Source organism: Mesorhizobium sp. GW821-FHT07A06, assembly GCF_059419085.1.
Genome location: NZ_JBWKRC010000001.1, coordinates 392,116 through 408,865 on the forward strand (window position 1 = coordinate 392,116; position 16,750 = coordinate 408,865).

Genomic DNA, 16,750 nt, shown 5'->3' on the forward strand with positions numbered 1-16,750 from the left:
GGGCGCAGGATGTTGCCGATGGTTGCCGCTACAGCCCCCGGCCAAGCCGTCTGACGAACAGATAGGTGGCCGCGGCGATGGCCATTGACACCGCCGTCACCACCCAGAAGCCCAATGGCGTGTCGACAAGCGGCAGTCCGCCGACATTCATGCCGAACAGGCCGGAGATAATGGTCATCGGCAGCAGCACGGCCGTCATGACAGAGAGAACATAGAGCAACTGGTTCGACTGCATGGTCAGCTTGGCCATCAGCTCGTCCTGCAGAAGCCGCGTACGCGCCTGCAATTGCTCGCCGTCATGGTAGAGCGTCTGCGCCCGGTGCGAGAGCCGAGCCGCCATGTCGTTGATCGAATCCGGCAATTCGTCGCGATGCGAATGGTCGAGATGCCGGAACAGGCTGGTCAGCGTTGCCATCTGCCGGTGGATGACCACCAACTGCCGGCGCGCCTCGACCAGCGCTTGCCGTTCGTTGTGCCATGCGTCGCGCACGACGCGGTCCTCGATGCCATCGAGCGTGTCGCCGAGCTTGCCGAGTTCGATCGCCATGCCATCAAGCGACTGGCCCATGACCGCCTCGATCAGGTCCGACGGCGAGCGGAATTTCCGCGATCCGCTTTCCACCACCTTGCGCACGGCGTCGACCGACTCCAGCGGCTGCTTGCGGGCGCCGATCAGCATCGTGTCGTTGAAGGCGAAGCGGAAATGGACGAGCCCGCGCGCTTCCGAAAAATCGTGCTTGAGGTCCGGCAGATCGCCGTAGAGCCAGCCATCCTCATAGTCGATGTGGCAGCCATGGCTGGGGGCGAGGAAAGCATCGCGTGCAGGGGCCGGCAGAGCCTTCTCGGCGCCGATTTCCTGGCGAGCGTGGAGATCGGTGATCTGGTAACTGCGCCATGTCCATCGCGCCTGCGCGGGATCCTTCGTTCGGGAGCCTTCCGCCGTGAAATGATAGCTGAAGAACAGCCCGTGCTCATCGGGGAGATAAGGCGACAGGTCGGTGCCTTCCGGAGCGAGCGAGTCCATGGGCAGTGCCAGATACAGGTTTCGAGCGCAGCGCCGCGTTAGCGGCACCTCACCGCGATTTCTAGCATGCGCGAACCTGGTTCCGTGTGACGCTTTCTTGACAGCAGATCACAGTGTGTCGAGCAGGGAGAGGCCTCAATGCATCACTTGCAGTCATTTTTGACGCTTGGATGGACTGCGCATCCATCGCAACGGGGTCGTCAATCGTCGCCAACTCGACGATGCCAAAAGTACGGCGCGCTTGGAAACGAAACGGTTTCGATCGTGCGCCAATGCGTTCCGTTCGAGGCCGAGCTCTTGATAGGCGCGGCTGATTGCGTCGCGTTCGCCGCGTAGATGGTCTGCCTCCGCGGCCACGGCGGCGCCCACGACATCGCATGCGTCATCGAATTTCGCTCGCATCAGGTCCAGCTCGTCGCGCAATTCCTGGCTGTCGCCTTCGTCTGCCATGGTACATAGAATGTCGTAGGCGGCGCGGACCAGCGGTGTCACATCCCGATGGCTCCGCAATTCCACGATTGTTGCCCGTTCGTGATGCAGGTCCGCTGTCAGGAAACGCCCTATCTCCATCTCCGCCTGGTCGGAAGGTATTGGCCAGGTGATGGCGGTCATCTCCGCCGCAACGTCGACATGATGTCGCCAGTCGATCAGGAAGCGTTCGTGGCGAATGAAACAACGTGGCATGTGTCGCGAATGAAATTCCGCATCGAGCACGTGCCTGAGCCAGAGCAAAAGGGATTTTGCCAGGGGCAACCCATCCCGCCGCTCCAGCGAGCAAGCGACCTCGAGAGGGTTGCGGAGCGGAAGCAGGGCCACCGGGTCGATCTCCATCTCGGCAAGGATCGATGACATGAACGGAACGAACCGGCAGATCCTGGGATCCTTGATGAAAAACAGCGGTTCATCGCCAAATTCGCTTGCAAGGATCGCCTTGATCTTGTGGCGGTGACGCTCCGCCGCAGGCGATTGCAGCCATTGCGGATCAAGCGGCCGCCAGTCATGCCACGAGGACGCCGCCGCCGCTAGCAGCTCATTATTAGCGGAATTGAGCGGGGCGCTTTCCCAGTACCCCCTGGGATTGTTGCCGTCCGCGCGCAATGGCTTTTTGGGAGGGGCTGATCCCAACGCGGCGATGGTGCCGGCAAGCATCGAGGTTCCGCTGCGGTGCATTCCAAGCACGAGGATCGCTTTTCTCCGGGAGTGGCGCGCGCGGCCCGGTATCGACGCGGCCGGACGCGGGGCTTCCCGCAAGGGTAACCGGGCTTCAAGCCATTCGCGTATTCCCGCAGGCAACGCCAGCGTTCCGTCCAGGATAGGGTTCGCTGCAGCGGAACCCTCGTTGAACAATCCATGATAGTGAATATGAACCAGCCGGGCCGGGTCTGGCGCCGTGGCGGGATTGAAGTTGTGAAGCGGAAAATTATGGGTCGCCGGTAAAAGCCGCACGGAATGGTTTCCGGCAACGGCTGCCAGTGAGAAGGCGGCCTGGCTTGTGCCCCAGAAGGCCGTGGCATCTCCCTGCAAAATGCCGGTCCCGGTGTTGTAGACTGGCTCGGCGCCGGCCCATGGTTTCATATTGGCGTCCACCAACCTTCTGAAAATGTCCTCGGTGCGCTGAAAGAGGCCACTCGCCCTTTTTGCGGCGATGAGCCCGCCATTGTAGCTGGCGCGAACAGCCAGGCCGTTCACGCTCGTGCGCACGATGGGCAGGTGTTCGTAGTCGACACCGGCAAGGGCGCATAGCTGTCTCCAGTAGGGGTCGAACGGGTCACCAGGGCCTGTGGTGCACATCCCCTTGCTGTCCACCGGGCGGGCGGCGGCGGAGCACGTGCCCAACGAGAAGTCGGGCTCCGCGATGAATATCGCATCGCTGTCAAGCTGGATGATGACCGGCGGTCCGGCCCGTCTTTCGGCGTAAGCGAGGGAATGTATCCGGTATGAGGGGCCGTATTGCGGACAGCAGCTGTCGATCTCGATGGGCAGATAGTCCACGCCCAGTTGCTGGAGCCGATCTACCGTCGACGGCGAGGGACGGCGGCTGCTTCTGGGTGAAACCACCGTTATCGGGGATTGCGAATAAGAGCCGGCGAAACACCTTATGCTTTCGCATAGCAGCAGGGCCTGGGCCTCGAGAATGCCAGCTTCGGCAATCAGCACGAACTCGACGTCGTTTTCGGCTTGGGGTCTGTCGACGGGTTCTTCGCGCGGTAAAGGAGATGGCCGAGTGGAAACTGCCGGGCGCTCGTTCCCGCCGACGCCGATCTTCTGGATGATGATTTGTTCTCCCCGGTACAACTCGCGGTATTGGCCGGCATGCACCGACAGGAAACTGTCGATCCCGAGTTTTGGACGCTCGACCTTGCTGGCAAAGAACGTCCATTCGTAATCGTCGAAAATGACGATCCCGCCATCCTCTACCATCGGCCAGCATAGCACCGCATCCGACTGGACGTCGGCACTGTGATGGCTGCCATCAACATAGACGAGGTCGAAACGCCGCTCGTCGGTGATCAGGCGGGCCAATGCCTGGGACGAGGGGCTTTTGATCGTCTCGATCCGTTCGCCGAACGCGGCGAGATTCTTGTCGAAGCGTTGCTCGACATGCGCAAGCTGGTCGCTCCACTTCCGCCGCTGGGTGTGTTCAGGACTGCCACCGAATGTATCGATGCATGTGAGCCGGCACTTGCCGAAATAGTTGAGAAAGAAGAGCGCGGAACGGCCCTCCCAGGAGCCGATCTCCAAGACATCGAGGGGCTCGTCGCGGCGCGACCGGAGCAGTGTGGCCCATAGGGGAAAGAAGCCCGAAGTCCAGTCGGTCGAAAGGCTCTTGCCGGCAAACCACGCAGAATAGTCAGGGTCCATAATTTTCACTCTTTACGGCGGAGATGGCACTTTCGGTTTCCAGAAGCGGTCCAGTCATCCGCCTGTTTTGGGCAGCCACGCCTTGAGCCTGATCGCCAGCCGTTTTGTCGCCGCACCCGTTGCGGCGCGCCAGTCGAGCGGCCAGCACAGATGGCAGACGCGCAGCTTCCCCGTGAGGCCCGGCGGCGGGTTGGCGAGCATGCGCGCGATGATGCCATGGGTCAGCTGCCTTGCAGCAACCGCATCCTCCGTGCGCCTGAAGGGCCGCGACGCTGCAAGGAAGGCCTTGAGTACGCCAAGCAACTTGCTGTAGGTGGCGGCGCGTCGGTCGACGGCGATCACTTGCCCGCGGATGAACCGGGTGAGATCCTGGGCGAAAGCGTCGTCATAGAGGTCATAGGTCAAGCCAAGGCGAGCCCATGATGCCTGGCGGATCGGATGCGTGCGATTGCGGGCATTCGCTGCATTTGTCGCGGTCAGCCCGAGTGCGTTCAGCCGGTAGCGCGTCAGCGGTTCGGCAAGATTTCGCGCCCGGCACAAAGGCAGCATGTCGAACCACAGATAATGGTCCTGCGAAACCAGTTCATCGATCCTGTAGCGTCCGGCGGCCTCGAAGCAACCCCGGCGGTAGGCGATCGTCGAATGGTAGAAGGGATTGTGGAACAGGATCGTCCAGCGAATCTCCAGATCCGTCTCGGGCATGCGTTGCGCACCCACGACGCGGTCAGCTTCGTCGATCAGCGTCACCGCGTGTCCAACGAGGCCAAGCTCGCTGTCCTCGTCCAGCGCCGCGACCAGTCGTCCGACATGCGTCGGCTCGGCGACATCATCCGCGTCGAGGCGGAGGATGATTTCGCCTCGGGCGGCCTCGATGCCGCGGTTGGCGGCGGCGGCGGTACCGAGATTGGTTGGATTGATGATCAGCCGGATGCGCGGATCGCGACGTGCCAGCTCCTGGAAGACCGCGTCCTGGCCGGTCCCGTCATCGACGATAATGAGTTCGAGATCGTCGAATTCCTGGGTCAGGATGCTGTTGACCGCGGCATCGAGAAAGCGCTGGTCCGTATAGACGGTCATGACGACGGAAGCGCGTGGAGCGCGCTCCGCATCGCCGCCTCTTCTGTGCGCCACCGTCAACTCCCCTTTGCCCATCTTCCCGATAACCAATCAGGAGACTCGCCGCAAATGGAAATCGCCGGAGCGTCCCGGAACGCTAAATTGCCGCTCGACCGGTGGCTGTCGGAGAGCGCCGTCCGATGCGATTCACCGCTTCGGCCCAAATCCCGGATAGGGATTGAGCGGCACGATCGCGGCGATCTCCATCATGCCGGCCTTAATCAGCGGCAAGGTAGCGAGATGGCCGCGCACTTCGGCATCGTCGGATGCCTCGAACATCATGCCGCTGCCGGGAATGTCGCCCCGGTTCCAGACCTGGCGCACCGCGCCTTCGGCGTAGAGCGTGCGCCTTTGCTCGGCCTCGCTCGGCAGAAGCGGCGCAAAGTCGGCGTCGCTGAACTTTGGGGTGTTACGGGTGAGAAGGGTAAAGAACTGCATTTCGGTCTCCTTTGGTGGGATGGCCGACCATCGCCTCTGGCTGGTCAGACTGTCCAAGACTGATTAGGCTAAAGTTGAGACCTGATGAGACTAGGTATTTTGGAGAAAAAGTGTTCGACCTGCGCCAGATCCGGTATTTCGTCACCGTTGCCGAGACCGGCAATGTCGGCCGCGCCGCCGAACTGCTGCATATCTCGCAATCGCCACTCAGCCGGCAGATCATGCAGCTCGAGGAGCAACTGGGCTTTGCTCTGTTCGAAAGGGCAAAGCAGCGGATCCATCTCAATGCTGAAGGTCGCGCCTTTCTCGCCGAGGCCAAGGCGCTTCTCGCCGGCGCGAAGAGGCTGGAGATGTTCGGCCGTGACCTCGCGACCGGCGCGACCGGCCGCCTTGCCATCGGCTATGTCGAGGGCGCGGTGCATGCCGGGCTGGTCGCCGGCATGCTCAGGCAATTTCGACGAGAGCGGCCGCAATTACATCTCAGTTTGATGAGCCTGCGCTCTGCCGCGCAGTTGGAGGGGCTGCGCCAGCGCACGCTCGATCTCGGCCTGGTTTATTCCCCGCCGTCGGCCGACTATCCCGAAATTGCCGCGATGCTGGTCCGCCGCGAGCCGTTGGTGCTGGCGATACCCGAGGGCGATGCGCTCACGGCTGTGGCCGACATCCGCCCGCATCATCTCGATGGACACACCTGGATCACCGTGGTGCGCCAGCCCGCCGATACCAACCGCGGCCAGTTCCTGGCCGCCTGCATCGAAGCTGGCTTCGTGCCCGACATCGCTTACGAGACGGCCGATCCCTTGACCTCGCTCGGCCTAGTCAGCGCCGGACTGGGCCTGGCGACGGTGCAGGAGAGCCTGCGAAGCGTCGCGCCGCCGGGGATCGTTTTCCGCGACCTTCCCTGGTTCAAGCGCAGCGTGGCCATCCATCTCGCCTGGCGGCGGCAGGATGAGCGTGCGGTGATTGGAGATTTGCGGCGGGCAGTAGGGCGGTAGGGCGGTAGGGCGGTAGGGCGGTAGGGCGGTAGGGCGGTAGGTGCCGTCTTCCCTACTGCCTTACTCCCTTACATCTTGTCTATCACCGACTGCACGCCCTCGGTCGGGGCGTCGACGGAGGAGCCTGCCACCATGATGGCTGCGACGATGGCCTCGGGATCGTCGACGACCAGCGGCTTGACCCGTTGTGCGGTGTGAATAAAGCCTTCCGCCGCCATGTGATCAAGCAACGCCGTCATCGGGTTCCAGAAACCGTTGACATTGCCGAAGACGATCGGCTTGCGGTGATGGCCGAGTTGCGCCCAGGTCATGATCTCGACGATCTCCTCGACTGTGCCGATGCCGCCAGGCAGCGCCACAAAGGCGTCGGATTTCTCGAACATCTTGTGTTTGCGCTCGTGCATGTTGTCGGTGATCAGCAATTCGTCGAGCCGGTCAAGTGCGGTTTCGGTTGCTTCCCTGTTGATCAGGAAGCGGGGAATAATGCCCGTGACCTTGCCGCCGGCCTTGAGCGCGCCGTCGGCGACGGCGCCCATAATGCCTTTGGTGCCGCCGCCATAGATCAGCCGCAGGCCCGCTCTGGCAATTGAACGCCCAAGCAGGTGTCCGGCCTTCGCATAGACTTCATCGCGGCCCGGAGACGAGCCGCAATAGACGCAGACGGATCGAATCGTATTCATACGGATGATTGGTGATTGGGTCTGAAAGCGCGGTCAAGCCCCAAGGGTTGACAAGCCCGGGCTTTTTCTTGCCGGCCCGTTTTTCTTGTCGACATTGGGAAAACACGCTAGACCGGCATTAGGTGGCTAAGGGGTAGGGAAATATGGCAATTAATCCATTGAAGGCGTTCCTGTTCGCGGCGGGTGGGACCGTCGCGGCCGCGGGAACCGCCTATGTATCGGGCGCACTCGACCCGTATCTTCATCCAGCCGCCCCGGCGCAGGTCGCGGCCCTCACGCCTCCCGAGGCGCCGAAACCGGCTGATCCCGGCACGGAAGGACGACTGCCCGCGCCGGCGGTGCCGGCCGCTCCCGCCGCGGCGCCACAGACAGCGGCTCCAGCCGCGCCTGCAACGGAGGCCACGCCCCCAGCCGCGCCCGCTGCCAATGCGGCGGCGCCCGTTGCGCCGGCAGCGGCCGGCCCGATCACGCCGACTTTCGATGTCGTGCGCGTCGAGAGCGATGGTTCGATCGTCGTTGCCGGCAATGCGGCACCAAATTCAAAGGTCGAGATCCTGAACGGCACGAGCGTGATTGGCTCGACCTTGGCGGGTCCGGATGGCGCCTTTGTCATCGTGCTCGACGATCCGCTGAAGCCCGGCGACTATACGATTGCACTGCATTCGACGGTCGGCACGGTTGTGACTGCCTCGGCGCAGACCGCCGTGGTCTCTGTTCCGGCCAACGCGGCCGGTCAGGTGCTGGCCATGGTCGAGGAGCCGGGCAAGCCGGCCGAACTGCTGACAGTTCCGGCACCCGAGACCAAACCAGCCGCGCCTGCTGGAGATCAGGCAGCCGCTCCCGCTGCTCCGCCACCAGCCGCACCCGCACCAGCCGTCGCGGAGGCAACACCGCCCGCCGCGGCGGTGGGCGAACCCAAGATCGTCGTCGAGGCGGTGGAGATAGACGGCAACAAGATCTTTGTCGCCGGCCTCGCCGATCCGGGCCGCAAGGTGCGCGCCTATGCCAACGACATCCTGCTCGGTGACGCGCAGACATCGCCGGATGGTCATTTCCTCGTCGAGGCAACGCGCGACATTCCAGTCGGCAGCTACACCATTCATGTCGACGGCCTCGATGCCGATGGCGTGAAGGTTGTGGCTCGCGCCGCCGTACCGTTCGAGCGCGAGCCGGGCGAAACGGTCGCCGCCGTGGCGCCCGCCGGAACCAAGCCAGCCGAGAGCAAGCCGGCCGCGCCGGCCGCCGCGGAAACTCCTGCCGCTCCGGCTCCAGTTGCGCCCGCCACCGAGGCTCCGGCCGTCGTGGCGGAAGCCACGCCGCCAAGCGACGTGCCGGAGGTCGTATCGCCCAAGCTCGAACATGCCGACGGCGCCGTCGTCATCCGCCGCCACGATACGCTGTGGCGGATTTCACGACGCGTCTATGGCCACGGCGTGCGCTATTCCACCATCTACCTCGCCAACCAGGACCAGATCAGGAATCCTGACCGCATCTGGCCCGGACAGGTGTTCAAGGTCCCGGGAAAGTCCAAGGAAGGCGAAGCCGCCGACCTCAAGGCGATGGGCGAGCAAGCGACCACGGCTCCGCCAAAGACGCAGTAGAAGCCCACATCGATCAACTGGCATTGCCCACGCGGTTGGAGTGAAGCGCAAAACCGGTTGCTCCCGGATCGCCCAGATCAGGGCGGAGATTCATGCTCGGGATGAGATAATCTCCGCCATTTTGCCGACGGTAAGGGATGGGCGGTATCGTCGCCAGTGTCCGCATCCTGTCACGCAGGCGTTCGGCCACGGGTTCGAAGCCCGCCTCTTCGAGACGATCGACCTTGTAGACCACGAATGGCGGAAGAACGTCGTATCCAGGGTAGTAAAGGATCCCGTGATTGATCGGGAACAGCAGGTCATCGATGGGGCCGTTGATCCCGCGCGGCGTATAGTGCTCCTCCCAGCCTCCGGCGGTCACGATCAACATCGCGCGTTTTCCGACAAGGGTACCCTCGCCGTAACGATCGCCCCAGCGCCGATCGCTATGCTCACCGACGCCGTAGGCGAATCCGTAGGCGAACACACGGTCGACCCAGCCCTTGAGGATCGCCGGCATGGCGAACCACCAAAGCGGGAACTGCAGGATCAAGGTGTCGGCCCACAGGAGCTTCTCGATCTCGGCCTTTACATCCGCGGTAAGCGTGTTGGCCTCGAAACCCTTCTTGGAAGCCGCGACCGGGATGAGCCGCGCATCGGGTTCCAGTGATGGGAAGTCGGCGCGGTCGACTTCGGACTTCCAGCCATCGGCGTACAGGTCCGACACGCGCACCTCATGCCCTTGAGCCTCGAGTTCCTTGACGGCGACGTCGCGAAGGGCGCCGCTCAGCGAGCGGGATTCAGGATGAGCGAAGACAAGCAGCGCTTTCATGGGTCAGATCCAATATTGAGGAAACTGACGGGAAGGTAGCCAATGGCCGTTCAATCCACTATATGCATGTAATGCATAAAATTATGCCGAATAATGGATAGGTCGGACATTACATTCGAGCGCATGCGCACCTTCATTCGCGTGGCCGAGCGTGGCAGCCTGTCGGCGGTCGCGCGCGAATTTGGTGTCGGCCAGTCAACCATCACGCGGCATGTGCGGGAGCTCGAGGAAGCTGTCGGCGTGCCTTTGCTCAGTAGGACGACCCGGCGTGTCACGATGACCGCCGAAGGCAGCCGCTATTATGCCAACAGCGTTCAGATCCTGCGTCTTGTCGAACAGGCCAGCGATGAGGCCCGAGGCACGCGTGGCGCGCCCGCCGGCACGATCCGGATAAGCTGTACGGCGGCTTTCGGTGTCCTGCACGTCAGCCGGCTGATCTTCGCTTTTCAGGACCGTCATCCCGACATCGGAGTTGATCTCAGCCTCACGGACGAGCGAGTGGATCTCGTCCGCGAGGGCGTCGACATCGCGCTTCGGCTGGGGCCGCTCACGGACAGTTCTTTGAAGCTGCGGGCCCTCGGCCAGTCGCGGCGTCTGCTCGTGGCATCTCCGGATTACCTGGCGGCGCGGGGACGACCGGCCGTTCCTTCGGATCTGTCTCGGCATGAGGGCATCCGGATGTCGAACGTGACCGGCAGCGAAACGCTTGCGTTGCAGGGCGCGGGCGGCGAACGCCACACCGTGCCTTTTGCGGGGCGACTGCGGATCGATCACGGGCTTGCCGCGCGGCAGGCCATGGTCGCTGGTCGAGGCATCGCGCCGGCGCATTGATGGCTTGTGGACGATCTTCTGGCGGCGGGCCTCCTCGAGACGATCCTGACGGATTATTCGCTGCCGTCCGTCCCATTGAACATGTTGATTGTCCCGGAGCGCGCGGGCGTCGCAAGGATCCGCTTGCTGGTCGAGTTCCTGGCTGAACAGATTGCCGCCATTCCAGGGATCGAGAAATCCATCTCGGGGCATTAGCGCGATACGATCTGCCCGGAAGAGCAGCTTGCGGCGGTGACGTCCATCGTCTATCGCCGATGAACGATGACAGAATCCACCCTTGAACCAGACCGCGCCGGCAGCGTGCCACCCGACCGCATCCGCGACAGTCGCGCTGTCGCGGCGCGATTCGCGGCGCTGTCGCATCCCGCGCGTATCGAGATACTGAAGCACCTCTCGGCCAGCAATTCGTGCTGCTGCCGCGAGGTCGTCGATCGTTTCGATCTGGCGCAGTCGACGGTCTCGCAGCATCTGAAGATACTGGTCGAGGCCGGCCTTGTCCGCTTCGAGCCCGACCGCCAGCGTTCCCGCTATGCCGTCGATCGCGCGGCGCTCGCCGAAACATCGGCATCGCTGAGCGCACTCGTCAATTCCTGCTGCTCCGGCCGCTGACCCTCCCACCCAAAAGGCAAGAAAAGTGGCCGAAAAAACCGTCTCCGCCGAAACTTCCACCCTGACGACATTGCGCAATCTCTGGCCCTATATGTGGCCGGCCGACCGCGCCGATCTCAGGGCGCGCGTCACCTGGGCGACGCTGCTGCTGGTCGTTGCCAAGGTGACACTGGTCGCCGGTCCCTATTTCTTCAAATGGGCGACCGATGCGCTGGCTGGTGGGTCCAGAACGCCGCCGCCATTGCCGTCCTTCCTGCTTGCCCCGGTGATGCTGGTCATTGCCTATAATGTCCTGCGGCTCGTCCAACTCGGCTTCAACCAGCTGCGTGATGCGCTGTTTGCACGGGTCGGCCAGCACGCGGTGCGCCAGCTTGCTTTCCGCACCTTCGTCCACATGCACCAGCTGTCCCTGCGCTTCCACCTGGAGCGCCGCACTGGCGGCCTGTCGCGCATCATCGAACGCGGCACCAAGGGCATCGAAACGATCGTGCGCTTCATCATGCTCAACACCGCGCCGACCATCCTTGAATTCGCGCTGACCGCCGGCATATTCGGTTTCACCTATGGCTGGAAATACGTGGCTGTGGTGGCAGTCACCGTCTGGCTCTACGTCTGGTTCACGGTCAAGGCCAGCGACTGGCGCATCTCGATCCGCCGCGACATGAACGACAGTGACACCGACGCCAACACCAAGGCGATCGACTCGCTGCTCAATTTCGAGACGGTCAAATACTTCACCAATGAGCGCATGGAAGCCGAGCGCTTCGACCGCTCGATGGCCCGCTACGAGGTCGCCGCCACCAAGACCTGGACCTCGCTCGGCTGGCTGAATTTCGGCCAGGGTGTCATCTTCGGCATTGGCACGGTGGTCGTCATGTGCATGTCGGCACTGGAGGTGCAGGCCCACACGCAGACCGTCGGCGATTTCGTCTTCATCAACGCCATGCTGGTGCAGCTTTCCGTGCCGCTCAATTTCATCGGCTTCATCTACCGCGAAATCCGGCAAGGTCTGACCGATATCGAGCACATGTTCGATCTGCTCGACGTCCCGCAGGAGATCGTCGACAAGCCCGACGCCAAGCCGCTCGCCGTCGACGCCGGCAAGGTCGAGTTCCGCGACGTGCATTTTTCCTACGACCCCAACCGCAAGATCCTGAAAGGCGTCTCCTTCGAGGTGCCGGCCGGCAAGACTGTCGCCATTGTCGGGCCGTCGGGCGCTGGAAAGTCGACCATTTCGCGCCTGCTGTTCCGCTTCTATGACGTGCAGGGCGGCCAGGTGCTGATCGACGGTCAGGACGTCAGGGACGTTACCCAGGATAGCCTGCGCGCGGTGCTCGGCATGGTGCCGCAGGATACGGTGCTGTTCAACGACACCATCGCCTACAACATCCGCTACGGCCGCGTCGGCGCGAGCGAGGAGGAGGTGCGCAAGGCGGCTGAACTCGCCCAGATCGGACCGTTCATCGAAAAGCTGCCCGAAGGCTACAAGTCGATGGTCGGCGAGCGCGGGCTGAAACTATCAGGCGGCGAGAAACAGCGCGTCGCGATCGCCCGCACCATCCTGAAGGCGCCGCCGATCCTGATGCTCGACGAAGCGACCTCGGCACTGGACAGCCACACTGAACAGGAAATCCAGGCCGCGCTCGACCTCGTCAGCAAGGGCCGCACCACCATTGTCATTGCCCACCGTCTGTCGACGGTGATTTCCGCCGACGAGATCATCGTGCTCAAGGACGGCCAGATCGCCGAGCGCGGCACCCATGTCGAACTGATGCGCAAGCACGGCCTCTACGCCTCGATGTGGGACCGCCAACGCGAGGCGACGGAGGCCGAGGAGCGCCTGCGCCTCGCCCGCGAGGGCGACGAGCTTGGAGTCATCGTTCGCCGGCGCACGTCGGAGGTAAATTGATTTTGTGCTTGACCTCAACTTAAGTTGAGATCGTACGCCGATCCTGGAGCCCGCAAACACCATCATCCAGGAACGGAACAATCGAAATGAACGACATAAATCAGACTGTTAACGGCGGCAGCGTGTTCAGGGTGGACAAGTTCGTCGTGCCGGCCGCGGCCCGTGAGGAGATCCTCGTCAAGGTCAGGACGACGCACGAATTGTTGCGCCAGCAGCAGGGCTTCGTGCAGGATTTTCTGCTCGAGCAATTTTCGGGGCCGGGCGAATTCAACTTGGTGACGATCGTCGAATGGGAAAGCCAGGCGGCTGTCGACAAGGTCGTGCCGATCGTCAAGGCCGCGCATGAGCGCGTCGCGTTCAATCCGCAGGAAACGATCGCCAGACTTGGGGTGCGCGCCGACATCGCCAACTATCAGCGGATTCCAGAGGCTTAACGCATGTCCCCCGAAAGTGTGTAGCGGTTTTCGGGCAACGACATACGCAAACAAAGAAGGTTAAGGCGCGTCGACGCGACGTGCTTTAACCTGGCCAGCCGACACCGGGTGCCGGCGCCTCGACGCCGAGCACCTGGCCGGTGCGGGCGTCGCTGACCATGTGCTCGAAGCCGCGCCATTGTGCGGCGACGATGAACAGCGTTTGCCTATCCGCACCGCCCAGCATGCAGGCAAAACAGCCGCGATCGGTGGTGACGGTCTGCAACACCTCGCCGCCCTCGCGCACCCGCACGCAGTGTTTGTTGGGAACATCCGCGTACCAGACAGCGCCTTCGGCATCGAGGCAGATGCCGTCCGGATAGCCGTCGAGATCGGCCCAGACGCGCCGGTTGGACAGGATGCCGTCGGCGGCGATGTCGAAAGCGGTCAGCCGGTTGCCATGGGATTCGGCAAGGATCAGTGTCCTGTTGTCCGGTGTCACCGCCATGCCGTTGGCAAAGGCGATATTGTCTGCGACTTGCCGGGTCGCGCCGTCCGGCGTGATCAGCGCGATGGTGCCCGGGCCGAAATGCTCACGGGGCGCCGGCGCTGGCCCGCCGCCGTTGACATAGGCATTGCCGCGCCCATCGACGACAATCTCGTTCCACGGATTTTTCGACAAGCCGCGCAGATCGGCATGGGTGACGAGCCTGCCATCGGCCTCCTGCCGCAACAGCAAACCTTCGCGGCCTGAGACAACGAGCAGGCGTCCATCCGGTAACCAGTCGATGGAGTAGGGCAGGACGGCGGGCACCGTGAGCATGATCTCGCGGTTACTATCGGCATCAACCGCCATGATCTCGCCGGTGCCCCAGTTGCAGACCCACAGCCGCCCCTCATGCCAACGCGGCGACTCGCCGAAGGCGAGGCCTTCCGTGATGAGACGAGCTTTGGTGCCGGATGATGTCTGCATGATCGGGAGCCTCCGTTGCACGCGTCATCGACCCTCGCGGGTGCGATGAGGCGCTTCTCACCAAGGACGGGCGAGAGGGCGTTTGGCCGACAGTGGGGCACTGCTTTTCGCGCAGGACAAATGCTCCATAGGCACGGCCATTGCGCTGCGTGAGGGCGGCTCCAACCGCCGTCCGTGCCAGCGGCGAAGACTCCGCCCGGGGCGGGAGCCTATCTCATGAAAAGCCGCGCCTCGGATTGTCGCGTTGCGGGCAGGGGGTGTTTCGGCTATTGAGGCCAAACCTGAAACAGGGACCGCCCCCATCCCATGAGCCTTGTCGACACGGTCAAGAACGCGTTCGTACCGATCCATCGCGAAGGCTATCCCTTCATCGCCGCGTTTGGCGCGGCGACGCTCTTCCTGGGCTATTTCTCCTCGATCCTGTTCTGGATCGGCTTGATCCTGACCGCCTGGTGCGTCTATTTCTTCCGCGATCCCGAGCGCGTCACCCCGGTGGACGACCGTCTGGTGGTGAGCCCAGCCGATGGCATCATTTCGGCGGTTGGTCCGGCCCTGCCGCCGCGTGAACTCGGCCTCGGCAATGTCGAGATGACCCGCATCTCGGTATTCATGAACGTCTTTTCCTGCCATGTGAACCGTTCGCCCGTGCGCGGCCGCATCGCCAAGATCGAGCATCGGCCCGGAAAATTCCTCAACGCCGAGCTCGACAAGGCCAGCACCGAGAACGAGCGCAACGGCCTGGTCATCGAGAGCCCCAACGGCACGGTGGCCGCCGTCCAGATCGCCGGCCTGGTGGCGCGCCGCATCGTCTGCTGGGCCGAGGCCGGCGGCTCGATCGGCACCGGCGAGCGGTTCGGCCTGATCCGCTTCGGTTCGCGCGTCGACGTCTTCCTGCCCTTGACCGCGACGCCTCGTGTTGCCGTTGGCCAGACGGCGGTCGGCGGTGAAACAGTGCTTGCCGAATTCGGCGGTGTCGTCGGCACTCCCCTTGTACGGATTTCCTGAGCCTTGGGCGCGCCGTTCAAAAAGTTCGAGGCACATGCCAGCGGCGGTCCGCGCATCCGCGAGATCCCGATGCGAATGGTGCTGCCCAACCTCGTCACCGTGCTTGCCATCTGCGCCGGCCTGTCCGGCATCCGCTTCGGCTTTGAGGGCCGCTTCGAACCGGCGGTGGTGATGGTGCTTCTGGCGGCCTTTCTCGACGGCATCGATGGCCGCCTGGCTCGCATGCTCAAGGCGACCTCCAAATTCGGCGCACAGATGGATTCGCTGGCCGACATCGTCAATTTCGGTGTTGCCCCGGCCTTGGTGCTCTACGCCTTCCTGCTCGACCGCGCCGGCTCGCCGGGCTGGATCGCTGCTCTCCTGTTCGCCATTGCCTGTGGGCTGAGGCTCGCCCGCTTCAACGTGCTCGACGATGACAAGGCAGAACGCCCCTTGTGGCAGTCCGAATATTTTGTCGGTGTGCCGGCACCGGCGGGCGCGGTGCTGGTGATGCTGCCGCTCTATCTCTATTTTCTTCGGCTCGGGGTGGAGCCCAGCCGTCCGGCCGCCTTCGTCGCCACCGGCTTCACCATCCTGGTCGCCTTCCTGTTGGTCAGCCGGCTGCCGGTCTATTCCGGCAAGAGCATCAAGATCCCGGGCGACAGGGTGCTGCCGGTCATCCTGGCCGTCGTGCTCTACGTCCTCCTGCTGATGACCTATCCCTGGTACACGCTGACGGCGTCGGTCGCGGGCTATCTGACCTTCCTGCCCTTCTCCGTGCGCGCCTACTCCAAGCGCGCCAAGCTCGAGGGCGAGAAGGTACCGCCTTCGGACATAGGATAGGCGCTAAAGGCGCAAGCCGCAAAGCAACAGGTCGGCCCACGCCGAAGCAAAGCGTTCATCGCTGATGTCGATCGAACGCTCGCCCCAAATCACCTCGAAGACGCGGAACATGGCGACGCTGCCGACGATGACAGCGGCGACAGCCTCGCTGTCATGCGGGCGCAGTTCGCCCTGGTCCTGGCGCTCCCGCAGCCATGCGGCGACGGCAAGGTAGGTGCTTTGCATGATTTCGCCACGCGCGGACGCCTTCAGTTCAGGAAAATGCTCCAGGTCGCGCCAAAGAATCCGGAGCATATTGCGGTTGGCGCCGAGCTTTTCAAGCATGCTCTCCACAAGCCGCCGCGAACTTTCGTCGATGGAAAGCGTCGTCTCGCCAAGTTCGGCACGGCCTTCCCGTGCGGTGCCGACAAACTGCTCGATCGCGGTGGCGAGCAGGTCCTCCTTTGAAGGGAAGTGCTTGTAGAGCGCGCCGGAACCGCGCGACAGGCCTGCCGCCTCCTGAATATCGGGAACGCTGGTCCGATCGTAGCCGCGCTCGGCAAACAGGCGGATGGCTTCACGCAGAATGCGTTCCCGTCCGGTCGATGGCGGTTTCATGGCGGATGCCGGCTCCGTGGCTGCGGTGGAGGACTCTCAAGGGAGAGTAACACTGAGCGTAAAA

Annotated in this window: 15 protein-coding genes and 1 pseudogene; 8 read left to right on the top strand and 8 right to left on the bottom strand. The window is 63.2% G+C overall.

Features of this window, described 5'->3' with window-relative positions; all coding sequences use genetic code 11:
• Positions 1-28 precede the first annotated feature (28 nt).
• From AC07SZ_RS01880 to AC07SZ_RS01895, 4 genes are all read right to left on the bottom strand, one after another.
• The gene (locus AC07SZ_RS01880) at positions 29-1,024 is read right to left on the bottom strand and encodes a transporter (RefSeq protein ID WP_494913087.1); all 996 of its coding nucleotides are present in this window, start codon (positions 1,022-1,024) and stop codon (positions 29-31) included.
• Between the two features lie 153 nt (positions 1,025-1,177).
• Positions 1,178-3,886: a class I SAM-dependent methyltransferase gene (locus AC07SZ_RS01885; protein WP_494913088.1), complete on the bottom strand. Its 2,709-nt coding sequence runs from the start codon at positions 3,884-3,886 to the stop codon at positions 1,178-1,180.
• A gap of 54 nt (positions 3,887-3,940) precedes the next feature.
• Positions 3,941-5,017 (bottom strand): glycosyltransferase, encoded by a 1,077-nt coding sequence (locus AC07SZ_RS01890; protein ID WP_494913089.1) that lies wholly within the window; start codon positions 5,015-5,017, stop codon positions 3,941-3,943.
• Between the two features lie 132 nt (positions 5,018-5,149).
• Positions 5,150-5,440 (bottom strand): muconolactone Delta-isomerase family protein, encoded by a 291-nt coding sequence (locus AC07SZ_RS01895; RefSeq protein ID WP_494913090.1) that lies wholly within the window; start codon positions 5,438-5,440, stop codon positions 5,150-5,152.
• Positions 5,441-5,550: 110 nt separating this feature from the next.
• Between AC07SZ_RS01895 and AC07SZ_RS01900 the strand changes: the two genes are divergently transcribed.
• A complete protein-coding gene (locus AC07SZ_RS01900) occupies positions 5,551-6,435 on the top strand; it encodes a LysR substrate-binding domain-containing protein (protein ID WP_056563336.1) in 885 nt (294 codons plus the stop codon).
• 68 nt (positions 6,436-6,503) lie between these two features.
• Here the strand turns inward: AC07SZ_RS01900 and AC07SZ_RS01905 are convergent, their stop codons facing one another.
• Positions 6,504-7,115, bottom strand: a complete 612-nt coding sequence (locus AC07SZ_RS01905) for an LOG family protein (protein WP_494913091.1) — start codon at positions 7,113-7,115, stop codon at positions 6,504-6,506.
• A gap of 143 nt (positions 7,116-7,258) precedes the next feature.
• Between AC07SZ_RS01905 and AC07SZ_RS01910 the strand changes: the two genes are divergently transcribed.
• The gene (locus AC07SZ_RS01910) at positions 7,259-8,716 is read left to right on the top strand and encodes a LysM peptidoglycan-binding domain-containing protein (protein WP_494913092.1); all 1,458 of its coding nucleotides are present in this window, start codon (positions 7,259-7,261) and stop codon (positions 8,714-8,716) included.
• Positions 8,717-8,729: 13 nt separating this feature from the next.
• Here the strand turns inward: AC07SZ_RS01910 and AC07SZ_RS01915 are convergent, their stop codons facing one another.
• Positions 8,730-9,527, bottom strand: a complete 798-nt coding sequence (locus AC07SZ_RS01915) for an NAD(P)H-dependent oxidoreductase (RefSeq protein ID WP_494913093.1) — start codon at positions 9,525-9,527, stop codon at positions 8,730-8,732.
• A 93-nt stretch (positions 9,528-9,620) separates the two neighbouring features.
• Between AC07SZ_RS01915 and AC07SZ_RS01920 the strand changes: the two are divergent.
• From AC07SZ_RS01920 to AC07SZ_RS01935, 4 genes and pseudogenes are all read left to right on the top strand, one after another.
• Positions 9,621-10,553: pseudogene (locus tag AC07SZ_RS01920) on the top strand (LysR family transcriptional regulator).
• Between the two features lie 66 nt (positions 10,554-10,619).
• Positions 10,620-10,967 carry an ArsR/SmtB family transcription factor gene (locus AC07SZ_RS01925; protein ID WP_172374112.1) on the top strand — a complete coding sequence of 116 codons (348 nt, stop codon included), beginning with the start codon at positions 10,620-10,622 and terminating at the stop codon, positions 10,965-10,967.
• 25 nt (positions 10,968-10,992) lie between these two features.
• The gene (locus AC07SZ_RS01930) at positions 10,993-12,876 is read left to right on the top strand and encodes an ABCB family ABC transporter ATP-binding protein/permease (RefSeq protein WP_494913094.1); all 1,884 of its coding nucleotides are present in this window, start codon (positions 10,993-10,995) and stop codon (positions 12,874-12,876) included.
• A gap of 86 nt (positions 12,877-12,962) precedes the next feature.
• The gene (locus tag AC07SZ_RS01935; protein WP_056563316.1) at positions 12,963-13,310 is read left to right on the top strand and encodes an antibiotic biosynthesis monooxygenase family protein; all 348 of its coding nucleotides are present in this window, start codon (positions 12,963-12,965) and stop codon (positions 13,308-13,310) included.
• A gap of 85 nt (positions 13,311-13,395) precedes the next feature.
• Here AC07SZ_RS01935 and AC07SZ_RS01940 read toward each other — a convergent pair whose 3' ends face one another.
• The gene (locus tag AC07SZ_RS01940; RefSeq protein ID WP_494913095.1) at positions 13,396-14,262 is read right to left on the bottom strand and encodes an SMP-30/gluconolactonase/LRE family protein; all 867 of its coding nucleotides are present in this window, start codon (positions 14,260-14,262) and stop codon (positions 13,396-13,398) included.
• Between the two features lie 306 nt (positions 14,263-14,568).
• Here AC07SZ_RS01940 and AC07SZ_RS01945 point away from each other — a divergent pair, with 306 nt between their 5' ends.
• Both AC07SZ_RS01945 and AC07SZ_RS01950 read left to right on the top strand, forming a co-directional pair.
• Entirely contained in the window at positions 14,569-15,267 is a 699-nt protein-coding gene (locus tag AC07SZ_RS01945) for a phosphatidylserine decarboxylase (RefSeq protein WP_056563311.1), read from the top strand.
• A gap of 3 nt (positions 15,268-15,270) precedes the next feature.
• Entirely contained in the window at positions 15,271-16,089 is an 819-nt protein-coding gene (locus tag AC07SZ_RS01950) for a CDP-alcohol phosphatidyltransferase family protein (RefSeq protein ID WP_172374110.1), read from the top strand.
• Positions 16,090-16,092: 3 nt separating this feature from the next.
• Here AC07SZ_RS01950 and AC07SZ_RS01955 read toward each other — a convergent pair whose 3' ends face one another.
• Entirely contained in the window at positions 16,093-16,686 is a 594-nt protein-coding gene (locus tag AC07SZ_RS01955; RefSeq protein ID WP_494913096.1) for a TetR/AcrR family transcriptional regulator, read from the bottom strand.
• Positions 16,687-16,750 lie beyond the last annotated feature (64 nt).